This is a genomic window from Anabaena sp. FACHB-1391 (genome assembly GCF_014696755.1).
In the GTDB taxonomy this organism is placed as follows: domain Bacteria; phylum Cyanobacteriota; class Cyanobacteriia; order Cyanobacteriales; family Nostocaceae; genus Dolichospermum; species Dolichospermum planctonicum.
In genome coordinates this window covers 92,168-108,917 of the sequence record NZ_JACJQS010000007.1, presented here as the reverse complement: position 1 = coordinate 108,917, position 16,750 = coordinate 92,168, and the positions used below count along the sequence as shown (strand labels likewise).

Here is a 16,750-nt window from a genome sequence, read left to right as displayed (position 1 = left end):
AAAAACAAAATGAGGTATTATTACTGATGGACGATAAAATCAAACGTTCCCAAGGAAAGTTTGACCCTGTAAATGAGTCAAGGTACTGGCTACCAACCGCGTCTGAGGAACGCTGCAAAAAGATAGGAAAAAAAAGAGGCCTGAGATTAGTCGAAGTCATTGACACTCAAGCAGAAATTTTGCCAATAATTTGTATTTTTGAGGGATACCCAGATGAGTGAAGCAACACTTTCCATATCAATTACTGAATTAATCCCAATGTTGACTGCGATAGCGGAACGTAACTGGGAAAAATTCAAGGAAGTTGAGAAACAATTTGTCTTACGACACGGTATAGAGGAATGGGAAGAATTTTTTGCTTTCCGTCTCAAACCATCACTAGACAAGGATTCTGACCAATGGTTATTAGCGCATTGGTGTAGTGAGGGTATTATCTCGGTAAAAAATGTAGCTTGATTATCTCCTGTTCCAATACTCTGTATGGGAACAAGAAGGGGAAAAACAATTAATTCAGTCCCCTCCCCTTAATAAAGGGAGGGTTAGGGTGGGGTACAATTTATGTATTTAAGGAGCAAATTATGTCAGAAAGCATCACCATTACCCAATCAGATATTTTACAACAAATTAAATTATCCTGTAAAATACCTGAGTTAGTTGAGCAAATTATCAGCCGAAAAGTGATTATAAATGCTGCGGAAGAAGCAGGGATAAAAGTAGAAGTTGAAGAATTACAAAAAGCAGCGGATTTTCTGCGATTAAATAATGACATGACCAGTGCTAATGACACTTGGAAATGGTTAGAAAAACATAGTTTATCTATAGATGATTTTGAAGATATAGTCTATACTGGTGTAGTTAGTGCTAAGTTAAGCAAACATTTATTTTCTGATCAAATCGAACCTTTCTTCTTTGAAAATCAGCTAAATTATGCTGGTGTGGTTATGTATGAAGTTGTATTTAATGATGAGGATCTAGCAATAGAACTTTTTTATGCAGTCAAAGAAGGAGAAATGAGTTTTTATGATGTAGCTCACCAATATATTCAAGATGTAGAATTACGTCGTCAGGGAGGATATTTAGGAGTATTAAATCGTCGGGATTTAAAGCCAGAAATATCTGCTGCTGTCTTTGGTGCGAAACCCCCACAGGTAATTAAACCGATAATTACTTCTAAAGGGGTACATTTAATTTTTGTTGAGGAGATTATTCAGCCGGAATTGAATGATACATTGCGTCAGCAAATTGTTAGCGATTTACTATTAAGTTGGATCAAAAAACAAGTTAATCAAACAGAGATTAATGTGAATTTCGAGTGATTTAATCACAAAAATGAAAAATGTTCTCGTTCCCATACTCTGTATTTCTCGTTCCCATACTCTGTATGGGAATGAATTACGGAAGGCTCTGCCTTCATTGATACTAAGTCACGGAGGCAGAGCCTCTAGGTAGCATTCCCAGTCGGAGACTGGGAACGAGGGAACGAGAAAAAAATCCTTTTTTACACAGCAACAGACTTTCTTGATAAATTAGCACTAATTTCATCGCTACTGGGTAATGAAACTAAAGGACAACCTAATGTTTCAAAATCAAGGGTTTCAATTCCACGAACCCAAGGAGCAAAACGCCCTGGTATAAGTTTAAGCTGACCATCTGGCTGTAAAGTACCAACGTCATTACGTTCATCTGTAAGCGCTACTGTACATTTATTAACTTTTCCGTTAGCACGAATAACTAAAGAGTTAGGACGTGCAGCATAACAAACATATTCCGCTGTTGGACTACCATCCTGTGGTGATTTTAAATCATCACCAAATAATTTAGATTGAAGTATTTTATTAGCTGCTTCCTTCTCAGCTTCTGAAAAAATTTTGATTGAACTATCATTAGGTCCACCAAGATGCTCAATACTTTTAAAGAACATAGAGAACCTGGAATCAGGTAAAAATTCTCTTTTAATATCTTCCAACAAAGGATCAAAAAAGTTAAATGTATCTGGATTAAAATGAAGACGTAACAAGATAGAAACTGGTAATGAACTATCCCGTATTGCTAGTAAATTATTCCAAATTCGCTCAAATGTACTTTTACCATCTGCCCGAATCCGGCTCTGATCATGAATTTCCTTTGGTCCATCAAGGGAAATTTGGTAATGTGTAACCCCTACATTAGCTAAAGCAGAAGCAGTATTAATATCTAGTAAATAACCATTGGTTGTCATAGATCCTGAATAATGCAAATGAGAATTTTTCGCTGCTAAAGATGTAGCATATTCAGAGATTTCTAAAACAATATCCTTAGCAACCAGGGGTTCACCACCAAACCAGGATAGGTTTAAAAAATTCAACTTTGAAGATCGTTTGTCTAAAAGAGCTTTGATACCGGAAATTACTTCAGGTTTCATTCTCCCTATAGAAAAATCTTCATAGCAATAAATACAACGAAAGTTACATTGTTCTGTTGGTAAAATAATTAATTCAAAAGCTTTATCAGATATTAATCCCGCACGCACCAAGTTAGCTTGTTTTACAGTTTCTATTGTTGTCATTTGACAAATTCCTTATACAGCACTTTGCAATTTATTTTAGGTTGGGTTAAGCAACAGCGTAACCCAACAAATGCCTTGGGTTTTATGCTATTATTATTACCCTTTTTGTAGTACAATTACCGATGTTAAGACCGCTAGAACCAGAGTCACATTTACCGATGTTAACACCTCTACCACCAGTTATCATGTTAAGTTCTTCAGGCGTTAACTCTTGAAGCGCCCCTGCTAATGCTGGATCATTTACTAGTAATTCTCCATCTTCATTAATTTCAAAGATTTGAATATTAGCCATCTTCGTATTCTCCTTGGTTTTAAAAAGTCAAAAAATCTAGAAAACAGGAAATGTTGTACTTTTTTCATTTCCCGACTACATCCTATTCAAAATAAAAACCTCTGTCTAGAGATTTAGACAAAATAAAAGTGACATAATTGTTTTAGTTTTGTCACCTTCAATAGCTTGATGATAACAGCATTTTACGCACAAAAATCCGTAAATTTGGACTTTTAAGTTGAAAACATTACTAAAAAATAGACAATTACGGATTAAAAATAGCTAAAAAAAGGGACATAATTGTTGCACTACTGTAGGAATTTTGTCACTTTTGCCTATTAAATTAAATATAAACAAATCTCTAACTTATTTAATAATTTAGATATATGTATTAGCTCTTATAAGCACAAATTATATAAAATATGTAATTTATTTAACATAACTACTTAATCAGATGGTGGGTTACGCTGTCGCTAACCCACCCTACATATATTTTAAGACTTCAACAAGAGGATTAATTTAATTGCAACCAATTAAGTAAATCCGCCATACTGCTAAAATCTAGTAAAGCCTCGCTTAGATTTTCCAACTGATTAACAGAAAGAGATTGAATCCGCTGTGTTGTTTCCGGTGATAATTCACCCAATCGCTTTTTAAGCAGTTTTAAAATAACCAACCGTTCTCCTTCCTGTCTACCTTCCTGTCTACCTTCCTGTCTACCTTCTTGTCTACCTTCAAGTCGTCCTTCTTCTATTCCCCGCTCGTAACCTATGCGCTCACCAGTGGTAATATATCTCATAGTTCGCTCCTGCTCGAATTGTTTATACTCCGACCACAATTGATTTTCCAATGGTTTTGGTAAAATCATTACCCAGTCTATAAAGCGATACAGGTTACGAATATCTTGCTCTTGTAAGCCTAAATCGTATAACCTGCGAATTAAACTGAATTTCCAGATTTTGCGTTCTTGGGGATATGAGCGCGTTTGCTGGGTTTTCAAATGCGCCATAACCACTGTAGCAAAAGGATTCTTACTATTTTCTAACTCTTGCCACCGTTGTTCATAATCTAACAGTTTAATGCTACCAAATTCAAAATTTAACTTTGTCTGGGGATAATTGTAACCGTAATTACTCGGTCGCAATTCACGGTTGGTGTCACATAAAATCGCCAAGCTGATTGCGGGTTGACCAAAACTGTCAAAAATGCGAAAATTGTAGGTAAATATCCGTTGACCGAAATTATCTTCTTTTTTTCCCTGAATTTCTACATGGACTAATAACCACAATTGTTCACCCTGAATTTGCCAAACTTTGACTAATTGATCAGCATATCTCTTTCCTTGTTCGGCTTCACGGGTAATTTGTTGAAATTCTTTATCGAGAAATTCATAAGGACGTTCCCAGTTAATTAGTGCTTCGGTTTCGGGAAAAAAGAATTGCATTGCTTGGGGAAAATATGCGGTGAGAATTTCTTTCCATGGACTATCAAAATCAGCCCGTTTATGAATAATATTGGTCATGAATTAATGGCAGATGATTATTTATCTTACCTGAAATTCTTAGTTACTGAATAAAAGTTATATAATCTGAATTATAGATATGGCTATTCTCCCTGGTTTGTGAAGGGATTTTTTGGAACGAACCACAGAGGACACAGAGGACTCAGAGGTAGAGAAAAGGAGGTATTTATGTCTTATTTAGGATGGGTATATAAATAAAATAAACCTGAAAATTTAAAGATTCAGGTTTGTGGTAAAATTAAAGTGCTGTAAATTTAATCAGCTTTCACTCCTGACAATACCCGCTTCTTTCTCAATTCGGTCTAAAGCTCTTTTAGCCCTAAAAATAAGTCGCAAATAAGTAATCTGATTATCCCAACTCAAGCGAGGTAATAAGGGTTGTGAAATATCTGAATCAGTTTCAGATTTTGCAAAGGTATTTGAATCTTCTAATGCAATAGAATCGGGGGAAATATTGTTCATGATTCTCAACAGAATTTTAGTGGGAATTAACTAAAGATTTGCCTAACTCTGGTTCTTTTTCCCACCCTTTTGGCCATTGAATTAACTCAGCCGTAAAATGCAGTGGGTCATTTTCTATCCAAGGGGCATTAATAGATTCCTCAATTAGTGCAAATTCGCCATTATCAAAGGGATTTCCATTGGCTTGACGTTGCAGAAAAACACGCTCTCTAATGCCATTTTTTTCTTGGGTTAAGGCGCGATGATGACAGTAAGGATTATTACCTCTCTTATCAAAGAAAACATGGGCAGTCCAACTACAACCACCACGACAAAGTTCCGCAAATTCACAAGTTTTGCAAAAACCCCATAGGTGTTCTGTTCCCTTGGGAGTACCAGCACCAAGATTAAATCTCAGTTCCTCTGTTTCTTCAATAATTGTCCGCAGTGAATGGTCGCGGATATTACCTCCTGTATAAGCTGTTGTCGGTAAAGATGGGCAACCTTTGATAGCACCGTCCGCTTCAATACCTAAAGCCGAGAGTCCGGCGCTACATCCCTGCCAAAATGACCACGCATCCCCCCCGCGCAATAATCGCTCATAGGGTCCGTAGTAGCCAATATTATTTCCCGGTTGCACTTGTACACCTTCCTGCTTGGCTCGTTTTGCAACACGAGCAATCATTGGATATACATCCAAAAGTTCATAAGGTTGTAATAAAATCTCGCTATTATCCGCTGCATTCCCCATAGGTACGGTTAGTTGAATTTGCCAAGCGAAAATACCCGCGTCGCGGAGATGTTCGTAAATTTGGGGAAATTCTGGGGCTGAGAGCCGATTAATTTGAGTATTACAACCAAAGGGAATACCCGCTTCTTTGAGGTTACTCATGGTCTGAAATGCCCATTTCCATGAGCCTTGTTTACCGCGAATTTGGTCATGGGTAGCTTCTAAACCATCAACGGACACAGAAACTACTTGAATCCCTGCTGCTTTCATGCGGTGGGCTGTCTCTAAGGTGATACCATAACCCCCGGTGGTCATACCACAAATCATACCAGCTTGAGTAATTGCTTGGGCAATTTCTAACCAATCGGGACGAAGAAATGCTTCACCTCCAATAATAGTAACTTCTGTAATTCCTACTTCGGCCATTTGCTGGACTAAGTTAAGAGCTTCTGCTGTAGAAAGTTCATTTGTCCTGGTATGTCCAGCGCGAGAACCACAATGTTGACAAGCTAGATTACATTTAAGGGTAATTTCCCACACTGCATAGCTAATTCGGTGATAAGTCATGGAAATATCCTCAATCAATTTTGTGAGTAAAGGATGGATAAATTGGCTTTTTATCCATCCCTAAAAACTTAATTTTTCAGTTCAAAAATGGACATTTACCCTCACAAAGACCAAGTTTGAGGTTTACCAATAACAACTCCATACGCCGGCTGTCTAGGTGGCCATTTTTGTGGTGGCCACACGACTCCATATAATGGTTGAATTATTGGTCTAATTTTTTGCTTATTTCCAGTTATTCCCCCAAAAACGGCTGCTAATTCTTTTTCACTTAAATCTTGAATTTCATCTTCAGAATTAGCTGATTCTAAAAGTTGATAAGTGTATTCTTCGTATTCTTCTAAGGTAAAATCAAAGCCGGCTGCTTTAACTATTCGGCTACACTCTTCTTTATTCTCAGCAGCTTTGATTTGTTCACGAAAAGCTTCATTATCTGCCAGATATTCATAGAAAGACTTGACGTTTTCTAAAGACATATTTTTCTCCTTTGAGATATTGGTAAAATTCCTTAATTCAGATATTAAATTCATATCTTACACCTTCTCAAGCAGGGTAGGTAGAAAATCCCCATACTAGCCAATAATCAGCTTTTTAGGATCTTATTTTTCCCAATCAGATTATGGTGCAAAATATTCAGTTAACGAGCCGCTGGTGTGGCCACTTGAATTGACAATTCAGAAGCATTGTAATTATCCGTAATTACTTGCGGACAACGCATACAAGCCGCTTTCCCTTCCTGTTGCCACCAACGACAATCACGACGGATAGAACAGGGAGGTAATTCCTCTCCTACTGTCGGTAAATTTTCGACAATTCGTGTAGCTAAACCACAATTTTTCCCATCAAAATGTTGACAACCATTTGTGGCACAAGTTGAAGCTGTACGAAACACTTCCGCAGGTGTCACAGGACTAACTTTAGCTATTAATTCATCTGTGATAGGTTGAGGCTGTTTCAGATAAGCTACGCGAGGTTCTGCTACTGTTCCACCAATGATACCGAAAACAAAACTTTCCCCTGGTTCTGGTCTAGCACTAGGGCAAAGTGTAGTTTTTTCAGCAATTTCCTTCATCCATTTAGCCTCCAAATAAGAGTATTTTTATACCCGTCTTTTTGTTGGGACTGCGGTTTTCATACCCATCCAAGTAGGAAGGGGTAGCATACCCGCAATAATAGGAATAAGAATACCTTCACCCCTTCTCTTAACCTTACCAGTAGCTGTACCACCAGAAACGTTTTTAGCTTCTTCATCAGATACAGATGCTAGAGCCTCATTACGACGCGCTACTGCATTATTAACAGCACTATCAATTAGGTCGTTGATTTCAAGACGATGATTATTCATGTTAATTTGCCTCAGAGGTCTGTAGGTGAATTAATTTATTAAGGTTGTTATTTTTTATCCGCCTACTACATCTTATTAAAAATAAAAACATCCGTCTAGTGGTTTCCATGAAAATAAAAGTGACATAATTGTTTCAGTTTTTTCACCTTCAATAGCTTGATGATAACAGCATTTTCCGCACAAATATCCGTAATTTTGACCTTTAATGTTAATAAAATTACTCTAAATACAGATATTTACTGATCGAAATAGCCAAAAAAGTGAAATAATTGTTGCAATTTTGTCACTTTTGCCTATTAACTTAAATATAAACAAATGCCCGACTTATTGTAAGGATTCAGGCATTTCATTAGACTGGGAAAAGGTATAAATATCAAAAATTAAAAAATATTGATCAAAACTGGATTATCGCCTAAATTTATTTATACTTAGAAGGAAAAAAATAACCTTTATGCGGCCAACTACCATACCAAAAACCAATCTTCAGCCATCATTGTTAGACAAAGCCCTGAATCACTTTCAAGCTTGGGCAATAGAGAACCCTCAAAACCCAGTCAGCCGTACCTTTCTGCCTATAATCAGTTTTGTAGAGGGAACAATTGCCAATGATCCACCTTACCTGGATAGGAAAAGGCAAGTGCTGGGGGAGGCTTTTTGTTGTGCAGGGGAAGTAGTCTTAGGAGACTTTAAAACCCTAGAGACCGCCTTAACCTCACCCCAAGCCCGTGACTGGAGACTAGGAACTTCCATGCTTAGTTCTAGTCATGGTCCGGGAGTTGATCAAGGAGGTCGCAATGTTCTTTTAATTACTCTCTCAGACGCAGCCGCCGGCGGGGAAAATCATGATGCTTTCCGTAAGTGTGTTGATAATTACTTCTTTAATGAAGGCATGGTAATGCGTCAAAATGATCAAGTAGCACAACGGTTGTTCAATAAGTTAGCGGCTGATTATGTAGATAGAATTACCAATAATACTTTAGAAGAATTTTTCAATAATGATCAACGGGATTGGATGGGCTTTTTAGTCCGGTATCTTCACTACGTTATTTTTGGCATTAATCCTGATGATCAAGCAACAATAAGAATTATTACAACCCTACACTATACAAAAAGGGGAACATTATATTATTTTGCTGGCAGCAGTAGTTTAGAAAAGTTAAATATATGGGGATTTCGTCAAGTTCCTGAACTGGTAGAGCAAGTAGCGACGATTTACGAAAATTCTCCAGCCTTAGCTAATTTTCAAGAGAACGACCCTAAATATCATAAAATGACGCGGCGAGAACTTGCAAAACTGATGGTGTCTTTAATGAGTATTGCCGGGTTGCAAGGGCCGCTACACTTGGGAAAAACAGCCATGGGTTATCAACCCCTTCCTGCTTACCAAGGTCGTCAAACTGATAAAATTGATATTAAGAGTTATTGGGACAGGCTCGATCTTAATGATCGTCCTAGTATTCAACTTTTTCTGTTAGAATGCGCCCGTCTGTTTATGCCTGTAAGTGCCTCTCACCGAGTAGCGACAGAACCATTTACGGTGACATTGGCGGGTAAGGCGCGAACTTTTCCGAAAGGAACTAAAATTTTAATTCCTATGCTTTTGGGGATGTTAAGTGAAGATTTTTGGGGAAAAACTGCTTATGAATTTAATGCAAACAGAGAAAATCTTTGCCCTTTTCACATGGGTTTTAATTCCGTTGGTTCTCGTCATGCAGGCCGCATTTGTCCGGGGAAAGACTTAGCATTAGAAATGCTGACCAATGTTATTATTAGCGTGGGTAAAGCTCGTCGCTCTTACTTAAGCCAAATATCCTAGTCCATATCATAAATAAATATCATGCAGCCATTTCTACCTCAAAATGACCCAAACCCCGCACAACGCCAATCTTGTCTAGAGAAAGGCCGCAAAGAGTATCAATTCATGTATGATTTTTTGCCGCCTATGGCGATGCTCAAAAGCGTACCTCCCGCAGAGAATTTTTCTACTAAGTATATTGCTGAACGGACATTAGAGGCAGCAGAACTTCCTCTAAATATGATGGCTGTTAAAACTCATGCTATGTGGGATCCTTTAGATGAATTGCAAGATTATGAGGACTTTTTCCCAGTTTTGCAAAAACCTAATGTGATGAAAACCTATGAAACCGATGATTCCTTCGCCGAACAACGGCTTTGTGGGGTGAATCCGATGGTTTTACGTCAAATTAAGCAAATGCCAGCTAACTTTGCCTTTACCATCGAAGAATTACAGGATAAGTTTGGCAATTCTATTAATTTAATCGAAAGATTGGCAACAGGAAATCTATATGTCGCTGATTATAGATCCTTGGCGTTCATTCAAGGTGGCACTTATGCCAAAGGAAAAAAGTACCTACCAGCACCTCTAGCTTTTTTCTGTTGGCGCAGTTCGGGCTTTCAAGATCGAGGCCAATTAGTCCCTGTAGCCATTCAAATCAATCCCAAAGCAGGTAAAGCCAGCCCCTTGCTAACTCCTTTTGATGACCCTTTAACCTGGTTTTATGCTAAGTCCTGTGTGCAAATTGCTGATGCTAATCATCATGAAATGAGCAGCCATTTATGCCGGACTCACCTGGTAATGGAACCCTTTGCTGTTGTCACCCCGCGTCAACTGGCTGAAAATCATCCTCTGAGAATATTACTCAGACCCCATTTCCGGTTTATGTTGGCTAATAATGATTTAGCTCGCAAGCGTCTGGTTAGTAGGGGCGGTTTTGTGGATGAATTATTAGCAGGAACTCTGCAAGAATCATTGCAAATTGTGGTAGATGCCTATAAAAGTTGGAGTCTAGACCAGTTTGCTCTACCTAGGGAACTTAAAAATCGCGGTGTAGATGATGTGAAAAACTTGCCACATTATCCTTATCGGGATGATGGAATTTTGTTATGGAATGCGATTAATAAGTTTGTATTTAACTATTTGCAGCTTTATTACAAGAGTCCAGCAGACTTGAAAGCAGACGGAGAACTGCAAGCTTGGGCGCGGGAATTAGTGGCTCAGGATGGTGGTAGGGTTAAGGGTATGAGCGATCGCATTGATACCTTAGAACAATTAGTTGAGATTGTTACTACTATCATATATATTTGTGGTCCGCAGCATTCGGCGGTTAATTTCTCCCAATATGAATACATGGGTTTTATTCCTAATATGCCCCTAGCTGCTTATCAAGCAATTCAAGAAAAGGGTGATATTAAAGACCGTCAAGCCCTCATAGATTTTCTACCACCTGCCAAACCCACAAATACCCAATTATCAACTGTGTACATACTTTCAGACTATCGTTATGACAGACTGGGATATTATGAAGAGGAAGAATTTACAGATCCAAATGCTGACCAAGTTGTGAATAAATTTCAGCAAGAATTGAGTGTAGTACAGAGAAAAATTGAATTGAATAATAAGGGACGTTTAGTAAATTACGAATATCTCCAACCAAGACTTATTCTCAACAGTATTAGTATTTAACTAATTGCAGAATAGACAAAACCCCATCTTGAATAATTAATTTTTAATAATATTAAAATGGGGTGTTTTATTCTTCATCATTCACTATTTCATCTTCCATATTAAACTCAATTCGATTTTGCAAAACAATTTCTTCAATTACTTGAATACCTCTTTTAAATTCCAAAACTTGATTAAATCGAAGCATTAGTTCGGGAATATTGATCACTTCTTCTATACATTTCATATATCTGCTAACTTAACATCTAAATCCAAATCTAATTTTTTACCATTTTTATTCTTAATATTATAGCTCTTGTCTGGTGATAAAAGTTTTTCTCCCTGATATTCTTGCATTCCCAAAACTCGTCTTAACCCAATTTTTAAATATTCTGCTTGAGATTCAATACTAATAGATTGTCTGCCTAAGCGTTTAGCTACAGCAGCAGTGGTAAAAGTTCCCGCAAAAGGATCAAGTATTAAGCTACCTTCATGACTACTGGCCAAAATAATTCTTTCTAACAATGACTCCGGTTTTTGTGAAGGATGATTTTCATACTCTTCCATGCGATATCTCACCCGAGGAAAATACCAAGCATTACCAGGGACTTTTTCTGTATTATAGGGAGTTGGTACTGATTTTCTGTAATCAATTAATTTACGTTCTGCGCCAGTTTTTGCGGCAATTTTGATATCGTCTGCATTAAAAATATAATTATTTTTATCTTTTACACAATGAAGAATAGGTTCATACATTGAACCAAAATATTTTGTAGCTTGCACTCCAGAGCTATCGTAATGCCAGATTATACGACTGAGAATAGTTAATTTTTTTCTCAGGTAAATGTCAAAATAAGGCATTGCTTGTGTACTTGTCATTACATAGATTGTGCCATTTGGTTTTAATGTGCGGATACATTCATCAAGCCATTTATATGACCAATTTACATACTCTTCTTCTGAATCCCATTTGTCATGAAAATTAGCAAATTTTTTACCTATATTATATGGAGGATCAACAAAAATTAAATCAATTGATTCTGAGGGAATATGATTTGATATAATGCTGACAGCATCACCGTGAAATATTCTATTTCCTTGATTTTCATAGAGTTGAAACATTATTTTTTTTAATGATGAAAATTCAGTGTTTAATCACGAAATTATATCATATATGGAAGGCAGAGCCTTCTTGATTTCATCCCCATACAGAGCATGGGAACGAGATAAAAGGAGATAAACAACCTTTAAGACTCCATTTCCGCTAATTCTAACCAACGTTCCGTGGCTACATCAATATTTTTCTTGAGGGTTTCCACCTGTTCATAAAGTTTTTGCACTTCGCTATAATTCCCCGCCATAGTTGCTAATTTCTTTTCTAATGCTGTTTTTTCCGCTTCTAATTTGGCAATTTTTCCTTCTAATTCTGCAAATTCCCGTCTTTCCCAATTAGATAACCTGCGGCGTTTTTTAGTCTCTATAACTGGAGATGTCACCTTTTCCACAATGACAGCCTTTGGTGTTTCCTGTGGTTGGGCTTCTTCAGCTTTTTTATAATCTAAATAAATAGAATAATTCCCTGGATATTGACGTAAACTTCCCCCTGCTTCCAAAGCGAAAATTGTATCTACTGTCCGATCTAAAAAGTAACGATCATGGGAAACTACAATTACACAACCATTAAAATCTTCCAGATAATCTTCTAATACTGCTAATGTTTGGACATCTAAATCATTAGTCGGTTCATCTAAAATCAAGACATTGGGCGCACTAATAAGAATACGCAATAGGAATAAACGACGTTTTTCTCCGCCAGAAAGTTTATGAATGGGTGCATATTGTTGATTTCCCGGAAACAAAAATCTCTCTAACATTTGGGAAGCAGTGATTTTAGTTCCGTCGGATATTTCAATAAATTCTCCTTCTTCTTTAATATAATCAATCACGCGCTGATCTTCATTCACAGCCGTTAACAATTCTTCTGAATGTTGGTTAAAATAACCAATATGAATTGTAGTCCCAATTTCTACAATACCAGAATCTGGTTTAACTCTGGCGGTAATAATATCCATTAAGGTAGATTTTCCTGCACCATTTCCACCAATAATACCAATTCTATCTTCTGGACTAAATTCATAGGTAAAATCCTTAATTAAGGTTCTACCATTGTAGGCTTTACTAACATTTTTGAGGTCAATAACTTTCTTACCAATACGACGACCAATGGTAGAAATATCAACCTTACCATTAAGTTGTTTAAACTCAGTATCTCGCAGAGCATGAGCGCGTTCAATTCTGGCTTTTTGCTTTGTACTTCTAGCTTTTGGTCCTTTTTTTAACCATTCTAATTCTCGTCGTAAAATACCTTGATGTTTCCGTTGAGTGCTAATAGCGGACTCTTCAGCTAAGGCCTTCTTTTCTAGATAATAGGAATAATTACCAGTATAAGTGTAAATATCACCGCGATCAATTTCGATAATTTTATTAGTAACTCTATCTAGAAAATAACGATCATGGGTAATTAATAAAAGTGCGCCACGATAGCGATTTAAATAACTTTGTAACCATTCTACAGACAGGGCATCAAGATGGTTTGTCGGTTCATCCATTAATAATAAATCAGGTTCTGATATTAAGGCTGCGGCTAAAGCAATGCGCTTGCGATATCCCCCTGATAATGTGCCAACTTTCACATCAAAATCAGCAATTCCTAGTTTTGTTAAAATGATTTTAGCGTTGGTTTCTACTTCCCATGCACCTGTGGCATCCATGCGCTGCATTACACTGGAAAGACGAGACATTAATTGACTATCATCGGGATAATGTGCCAATTTATCAGACAATTCTTCGTACTCTTTAACTAGGTGGATTTGTTCACCACTGTCAGCAAATACCTGTTCTAAAACTGTGTGATTTTCGTCTATATCTGGCTGTTGGGGTAAGTAAACAATTTTCGCACCGGAATTAACTAAAATTTGGCCGCTATCAATTGATTCTAAGCCGGCGATCATTTTTAATAAAGTTGATTTACCAGAACCATTAGTACCAATCAAACCAACTTTGTCATTAGTATCAAGACTAAAATTAGCATCTTTTAAGAGTTCTTTAATGCCAAAATCTTTTTTAACTGACTGTAATGTAACAATGCTCATATTATCTGGTAATTAGTGATTAAGAATGAGGTGGGCATTGCCCACCCTAAAGACGATTGTAAACGAAATTCTAGACAAATAAATCGAGGGGTAAATGTCCATACATTTCGTTAACTCCTCCCTCTTGATAGGACTGACAAGATACTAGCACTCCCCGATGATGACCAGAATAGGAATCGAGATAACACAAGCCATTTTTGCCATTTAATTTGATGTAAACTGGTCCTTCTGGTTGCGGTAAATCAGTTGGTGGTTGATAACCCAAAGCGCGAGAATAGGTTTTCATGGCTAAAATTCCCTCTTCGGCTGTATCAGCACAAATACCTAAAATTTGATAATCAGTCAGACTGGTGACAAAAATTAATGCCTCACGGGTGGGAATTTTCTCCGACGGTTTCAGAATGGGGGCGATATCCAGACAGTTGAATTTGTTGAGTATTTTCCTGGCTTCTGGCAGTGAGAGTTGCTGATAATTGGGAGTAGACATAATATGATTTGTCTAGTTTTACGTCTGGTTTAGGTTGTGGGAGTGAGATTTGATCACATTACTAGCATTTTTGAACAAAATCAAGATTGATATGACATATTCCGCTCTAAAAAAGCTAATAATTGCCGGTAAAATTAGCACATCTTGTTTCTAGGCAATGTCATTATACCGTTGATTAACGCTCTGGTTTTACTTGAGAATAATTTTGGCGATAATATTTTTCTAATATAATTGCTAAAACTGGAGTTTGCCAAATTAGTAGTTAACAATAATCGTCAAGGTTCGATGACGATAGATGCCAATTTATTCCTGAAGGAAGATAACTGTATCTATTATTTCAATTTTCATAACTGATTAACTTGATTATGTGGTAATATTAATTGTAAGTAATTAGCAATTAATAATTAGCAATTAATGTGAATATACCATTAAAATCTCCCCGCTTATCACAAAGACGTACAAATTCTGTACATCCTCTCCAGCGTTTATTTAAGTATGGACATAAGTATACTAAACAAATTCGGCTGGCCATTGGCGCTTCTATCTTGAATAAATTTTTTGATTTAGCACCACCTGTATTAATTGGGATTGCGGTGGATGTGGTAGTCAAGCAAGATAATTCTATCATTGCTGGGTTAGGTGTCAAGGATATTTATGGGCAATTCTTAATTTTATCCTTGTTGACGGTGATTACTTGGGTGTTGGAATCATTGTTTGAATATGCCTATAAATTATTATGGCGCAATTTGGGGCAGAATATTCAGCATAACTTAAGATTGTCCGCATATAAACACCTGCAAGAATTAGAATTAGCTTATTTTGAAGAACGTAGTACGGGGGGTTTAATGTCTATCCTCAGTGATGATATTAACCAATTAGAGCGGTTTTTAGATGTGGGTGCAAATGATATTATTCAAGTCACGACAACTATTATCATCGTTGGTGGTGCATTTTTTATTTTAGCTCCTAGTGTGGCTGGGATGGCAATTTTACCCATGCCTTTTATTCTCGGTGGTTCGATAGTTTTTCAGAAATTTCTCGCCCCTCGTTATGCTGATGTTCGGGAAAAAGTAGGTTTATTAAATAGCAGATTGTCTAATAATTTGAGCGGAATTACTACCATTAAAAGTTTTACTGCCGAAGATTATGAATCTGCTCGTGTAGAATTAGAAAGTAATGCTTATCGTCACAGTAATGCAGTAGCGATCGCCTTATCTGCGGCTTATATTCCCATCATTCGGATGTTCATTTTAATAGCTTTTACAATATTGCTATTATTCGGCGGTATGGAAACAGTAGCCGGAAGGTTGGCTGTCGGTGCTTATAGTTCTTTGGTGTTTTTAGTGCAGCTTTTATTATGGCCATTAACCAGATTAGGAGATACTTTTGATTTATATCAAAGAGCTATGGCTTCTACTAATCGAGTCATGGATTTATTAGATACTCCTATGACAATTCCTACGGGAAATATTGATTTACCTATAGATATGATTCGGGGAGCTTTAGAATTTAAAAATGTCAGCTTTGCTTATCAGAATAGAAACCCAGTTATCAAAAACTTATCTTTAGAAATTCCAGCGGGAAATACAATTGCTATTGTCGGTTCAACAGGTTCAGGTAAAAGCACTTTAGTTAAGTTATTACTGCGTTTTTATGAAGTACAAAATGGTAAAATCACTCTGGATGGAATTGATTTACAACAGTTAAATTTACGAGATTTACGCCGCGCTATTGGTTTAGTCAGTCAAGATGTCTTTCTATTTCATGGTACAGTGGGAGAAAATATTGCCTATGGTACTTTCACTGCTACTAATGAAGAGATCATCATGGCCGCGAAAATAGCAGAAGCTCATGATTTTATTATGAATTTACCCCAAGGTTATGAGACAATAGTAGGGGAAAGAGGACAAAAATTATCTGGAGGACAAAGACAACGAATTGCGATCGCTCGCGCAGTATTAAAAAATCCACCAATTCTGATTTTAGATGAAGCTACTTCAGCAGTAGACAATGAAACCGAGGCCGCAATTCAACGTTCCCTAGAACGAATTACGGTCAATAGAACTACTATAGCTATAGCTCATCGTCTTTCGACAATTCGCAACGCTGATTGTATTTATGTCATGGAACATGGTAAATTAGTAGAAGCAGGAACTCATGAACAACTGTTAGAAAAAAATGGCATTTACACCAGTCTCTGGCTGGTGCAATCTGGGTTAAAATAGAGAAA

At 37.0% G+C, this 16,750-nt stretch carries 17 protein-coding genes; 5 read left to right on the top strand and 12 right to left on the bottom strand.

The window, feature by feature from the left end; all coding sequences use genetic code 11:
- Positions 1-213 precede the first annotated feature (213 nt).
- Both H6F62_RS05325 and H6F62_RS05320 read left to right on the top strand, forming a co-directional pair.
- Positions 214-456 carry a hypothetical protein gene (locus tag H6F62_RS05325; protein WP_137906284.1) on the top strand — a complete coding sequence of 81 codons (243 nt, stop codon included), beginning with the start codon at positions 214-216 and terminating at the stop codon, positions 454-456.
- A 122-nt stretch (positions 457-578) separates the two neighbouring features.
- Entirely contained in the window at positions 579-1,316 is a 738-nt protein-coding gene (locus H6F62_RS05320; RefSeq protein ID WP_190371508.1) for a peptidylprolyl isomerase, read from the top strand.
- A 182-nt stretch (positions 1,317-1,498) separates the two neighbouring features.
- On the opposite strand, the gene H6F62_RS05315 is transcribed toward H6F62_RS05320, so the two are convergent.
- The 8 genes from H6F62_RS05315 to H6F62_RS05280 all read right to left on the bottom strand — a co-directional run bounded on the left by H6F62_RS05315 (position 1,499) and on the right by H6F62_RS05280 (position 7,418).
- A complete protein-coding gene (locus H6F62_RS05315; RefSeq protein WP_190371507.1) occupies positions 1,499-2,545 on the bottom strand; it encodes a radical SAM protein in 1,047 nt (348 codons plus the stop codon).
- Positions 2,546-2,627: 82 nt separating this feature from the next.
- Entirely contained in the window at positions 2,628-2,837 is a 210-nt protein-coding gene (locus tag H6F62_RS05310) for a hypothetical protein (protein WP_190371506.1), read from the bottom strand.
- A gap of 493 nt (positions 2,838-3,330) precedes the next feature.
- Positions 3,331-4,338, bottom strand: a complete 1,008-nt coding sequence (locus H6F62_RS05305; protein ID WP_190371505.1) for a DUF4351 domain-containing protein — start codon at positions 4,336-4,338, stop codon at positions 3,331-3,333.
- A 258-nt stretch (positions 4,339-4,596) separates the two neighbouring features.
- The gene (locus tag H6F62_RS05300) at positions 4,597-4,800 is read right to left on the bottom strand and encodes a hypothetical protein (protein ID WP_190371504.1); all 204 of its coding nucleotides are present in this window, start codon (positions 4,798-4,800) and stop codon (positions 4,597-4,599) included.
- Positions 4,801-4,816: 16 nt separating this feature from the next.
- Positions 4,817-6,076 (bottom strand): nif11-class peptide radical SAM maturase 3, encoded by a 1,260-nt coding sequence (locus H6F62_RS05295; protein WP_190371503.1) that lies wholly within the window; start codon positions 6,074-6,076, stop codon positions 4,817-4,819.
- 101 nt (positions 6,077-6,177) lie between these two features.
- Positions 6,178-6,549 (bottom strand): Nif11-like leader peptide family natural product precursor, encoded by a 372-nt coding sequence (locus H6F62_RS05290; RefSeq protein WP_190371502.1) that lies wholly within the window; start codon positions 6,547-6,549, stop codon positions 6,178-6,180.
- Positions 6,550-6,710: 161 nt separating this feature from the next.
- Positions 6,711-7,145, bottom strand: a complete 435-nt coding sequence (locus H6F62_RS05285) for a nitrogen fixation protein (RefSeq protein ID WP_190371501.1) — start codon at positions 7,143-7,145, stop codon at positions 6,711-6,713.
- A gap of 27 nt (positions 7,146-7,172) precedes the next feature.
- Complete coding sequence (locus tag H6F62_RS05280; RefSeq protein WP_190371500.1) at positions 7,173-7,418, bottom strand: hypothetical protein; 246 nt, start codon at positions 7,416-7,418, stop codon at positions 7,173-7,175.
- A gap of 451 nt (positions 7,419-7,869) precedes the next feature.
- On the opposite strand from H6F62_RS05280, the gene H6F62_RS05275 reads away from it, so the two are divergent.
- Complete coding sequence (locus H6F62_RS05275) at positions 7,870-9,234, top strand: cytochrome 450 (protein ID WP_190371499.1); 1,365 nt, start codon at positions 7,870-7,872, stop codon at positions 9,232-9,234.
- Positions 9,235-9,255: 21 nt separating this feature from the next.
- Positions 9,256-10,902, top strand: a complete 1,647-nt coding sequence (locus H6F62_RS05270; RefSeq protein ID WP_190371498.1) for a lipoxygenase family protein — start codon at positions 9,256-9,258, stop codon at positions 10,900-10,902.
- A gap of 67 nt (positions 10,903-10,969) precedes the next feature.
- Here H6F62_RS05270 and H6F62_RS05265 read toward each other — a convergent pair whose 3' ends face one another.
- From H6F62_RS05265 to H6F62_RS05250, 4 genes are all read right to left on the bottom strand, one after another.
- On the bottom strand, positions 10,970-11,128 hold the full coding sequence (locus H6F62_RS05265) for a hypothetical protein (protein ID WP_190371497.1): 159 nt from the start codon (positions 11,126-11,128) through the stop codon (positions 10,970-10,972).
- Positions 11,125-12,003, bottom strand: a complete 879-nt coding sequence (gene yhdJ, locus H6F62_RS05260; RefSeq protein WP_190371496.1) for an adenine-specific DNA-methyltransferase — start codon at positions 12,001-12,003, stop codon at positions 11,125-11,127. The genes H6F62_RS05265 and yhdJ overlap by 4 nt, the downstream gene beginning before the upstream one ends.
- Before the next feature lie 125 nt (positions 12,004-12,128).
- A complete protein-coding gene (locus tag H6F62_RS05255) occupies positions 12,129-14,033 on the bottom strand; it encodes an ABC-F family ATP-binding cassette domain-containing protein (protein ID WP_190371495.1) in 1,905 nt (634 codons plus the stop codon).
- 70 nt (positions 14,034-14,103) lie between these two features.
- Positions 14,104-14,520, bottom strand: a complete 417-nt coding sequence (locus H6F62_RS05250) for a DUF1824 family protein (protein ID WP_028083460.1) — start codon at positions 14,518-14,520, stop codon at positions 14,104-14,106.
- Positions 14,521-14,936: 416 nt separating this feature from the next.
- Between H6F62_RS05250 and H6F62_RS05245 the strand changes: the two genes are divergently transcribed.
- Complete coding sequence (locus tag H6F62_RS05245; RefSeq protein WP_190371494.1) at positions 14,937-16,745, top strand: ABC transporter ATP-binding protein; 1,809 nt, start codon at positions 14,937-14,939, stop codon at positions 16,743-16,745.
- The last annotated feature ends 5 nt before the right edge of the window (positions 16,746-16,750 follow it).

Bases quoted from the DNA above. Each gene is read 5' to 3' on its own strand.
- H6F62_RS05315 (WP_190371507.1), bottom strand. From the start codon at position 2,545: ATGACAACAATAGAAACTGTAAAACAAGCTAACTTGGTGCGTGCGGGA.
- H6F62_RS05310 (WP_190371506.1), bottom strand. From the start codon at position 2,837: ATGGCTAATATTCAAATCTTTGAAATTAATGAAGATGGAGAATTACTA.
- H6F62_RS05305 (WP_190371505.1), bottom strand. From the start codon at position 4,338: ATGACCAATATTATTCATAAACGGGCTGATTTTGATAGTCCATGGAAA.
- H6F62_RS05275 (WP_190371499.1), top strand. From the start codon at position 7,870: ATGCGGCCAACTACCATACCAAAAACCAATCTTCAGCCATCATTGTTA.
- H6F62_RS05285 (WP_190371501.1), bottom strand. From the start codon at position 7,145: ATGAAGGAAATTGCTGAAAAAACTACACTTTGCCCTAGTGCTAGACCA.
- H6F62_RS05320 (WP_190371508.1), top strand. From the start codon at position 579: ATGTCAGAAAGCATCACCATTACCCAATCAGATATTTTACAACAAATT.
- H6F62_RS05265 (WP_190371497.1), bottom strand. From the start codon at position 11,128: ATGAAATGTATAGAAGAAGTGATCAATATTCCCGAACTAATGCTTCGA.
- yhdJ (WP_190371496.1), bottom strand. From the start codon at position 12,003: ATGTTTCAACTCTATGAAAATCAAGGAAATAGAATATTTCACGGTGAT.
- H6F62_RS05280 (WP_190371500.1), bottom strand. From the start codon at position 7,418: ATGAATAATCATCGTCTTGAAATCAACGACCTAATTGATAGTGCTGTT.
- H6F62_RS05250 (WP_028083460.1), bottom strand. From the start codon at position 14,520: ATGTCTACTCCCAATTATCAGCAACTCTCACTGCCAGAAGCCAGGAAA.
- H6F62_RS05290 (WP_190371502.1), bottom strand. From the start codon at position 6,549: ATGTCTTTAGAAAACGTCAAGTCTTTCTATGAATATCTGGCAGATAAT.
- H6F62_RS05255 (WP_190371495.1), bottom strand. From the start codon at position 14,033: ATGAGCATTGTTACATTACAGTCAGTTAAAAAAGATTTTGGCATTAAA.
- H6F62_RS05300 (WP_190371504.1), bottom strand. From the start codon at position 4,800: ATGAACAATATTTCCCCCGATTCTATTGCATTAGAAGATTCAAATACC.
- H6F62_RS05325 (WP_137906284.1), top strand. From the start codon at position 214: ATGAGTGAAGCAACACTTTCCATATCAATTACTGAATTAATCCCAATG.
- H6F62_RS05295 (WP_190371503.1), bottom strand. From the start codon at position 6,076: ATGACTTATCACCGAATTAGCTATGCAGTGTGGGAAATTACCCTTAAA.
- H6F62_RS05270 (WP_190371498.1), top strand. From the start codon at position 9,256: ATGCAGCCATTTCTACCTCAAAATGACCCAAACCCCGCACAACGCCAA.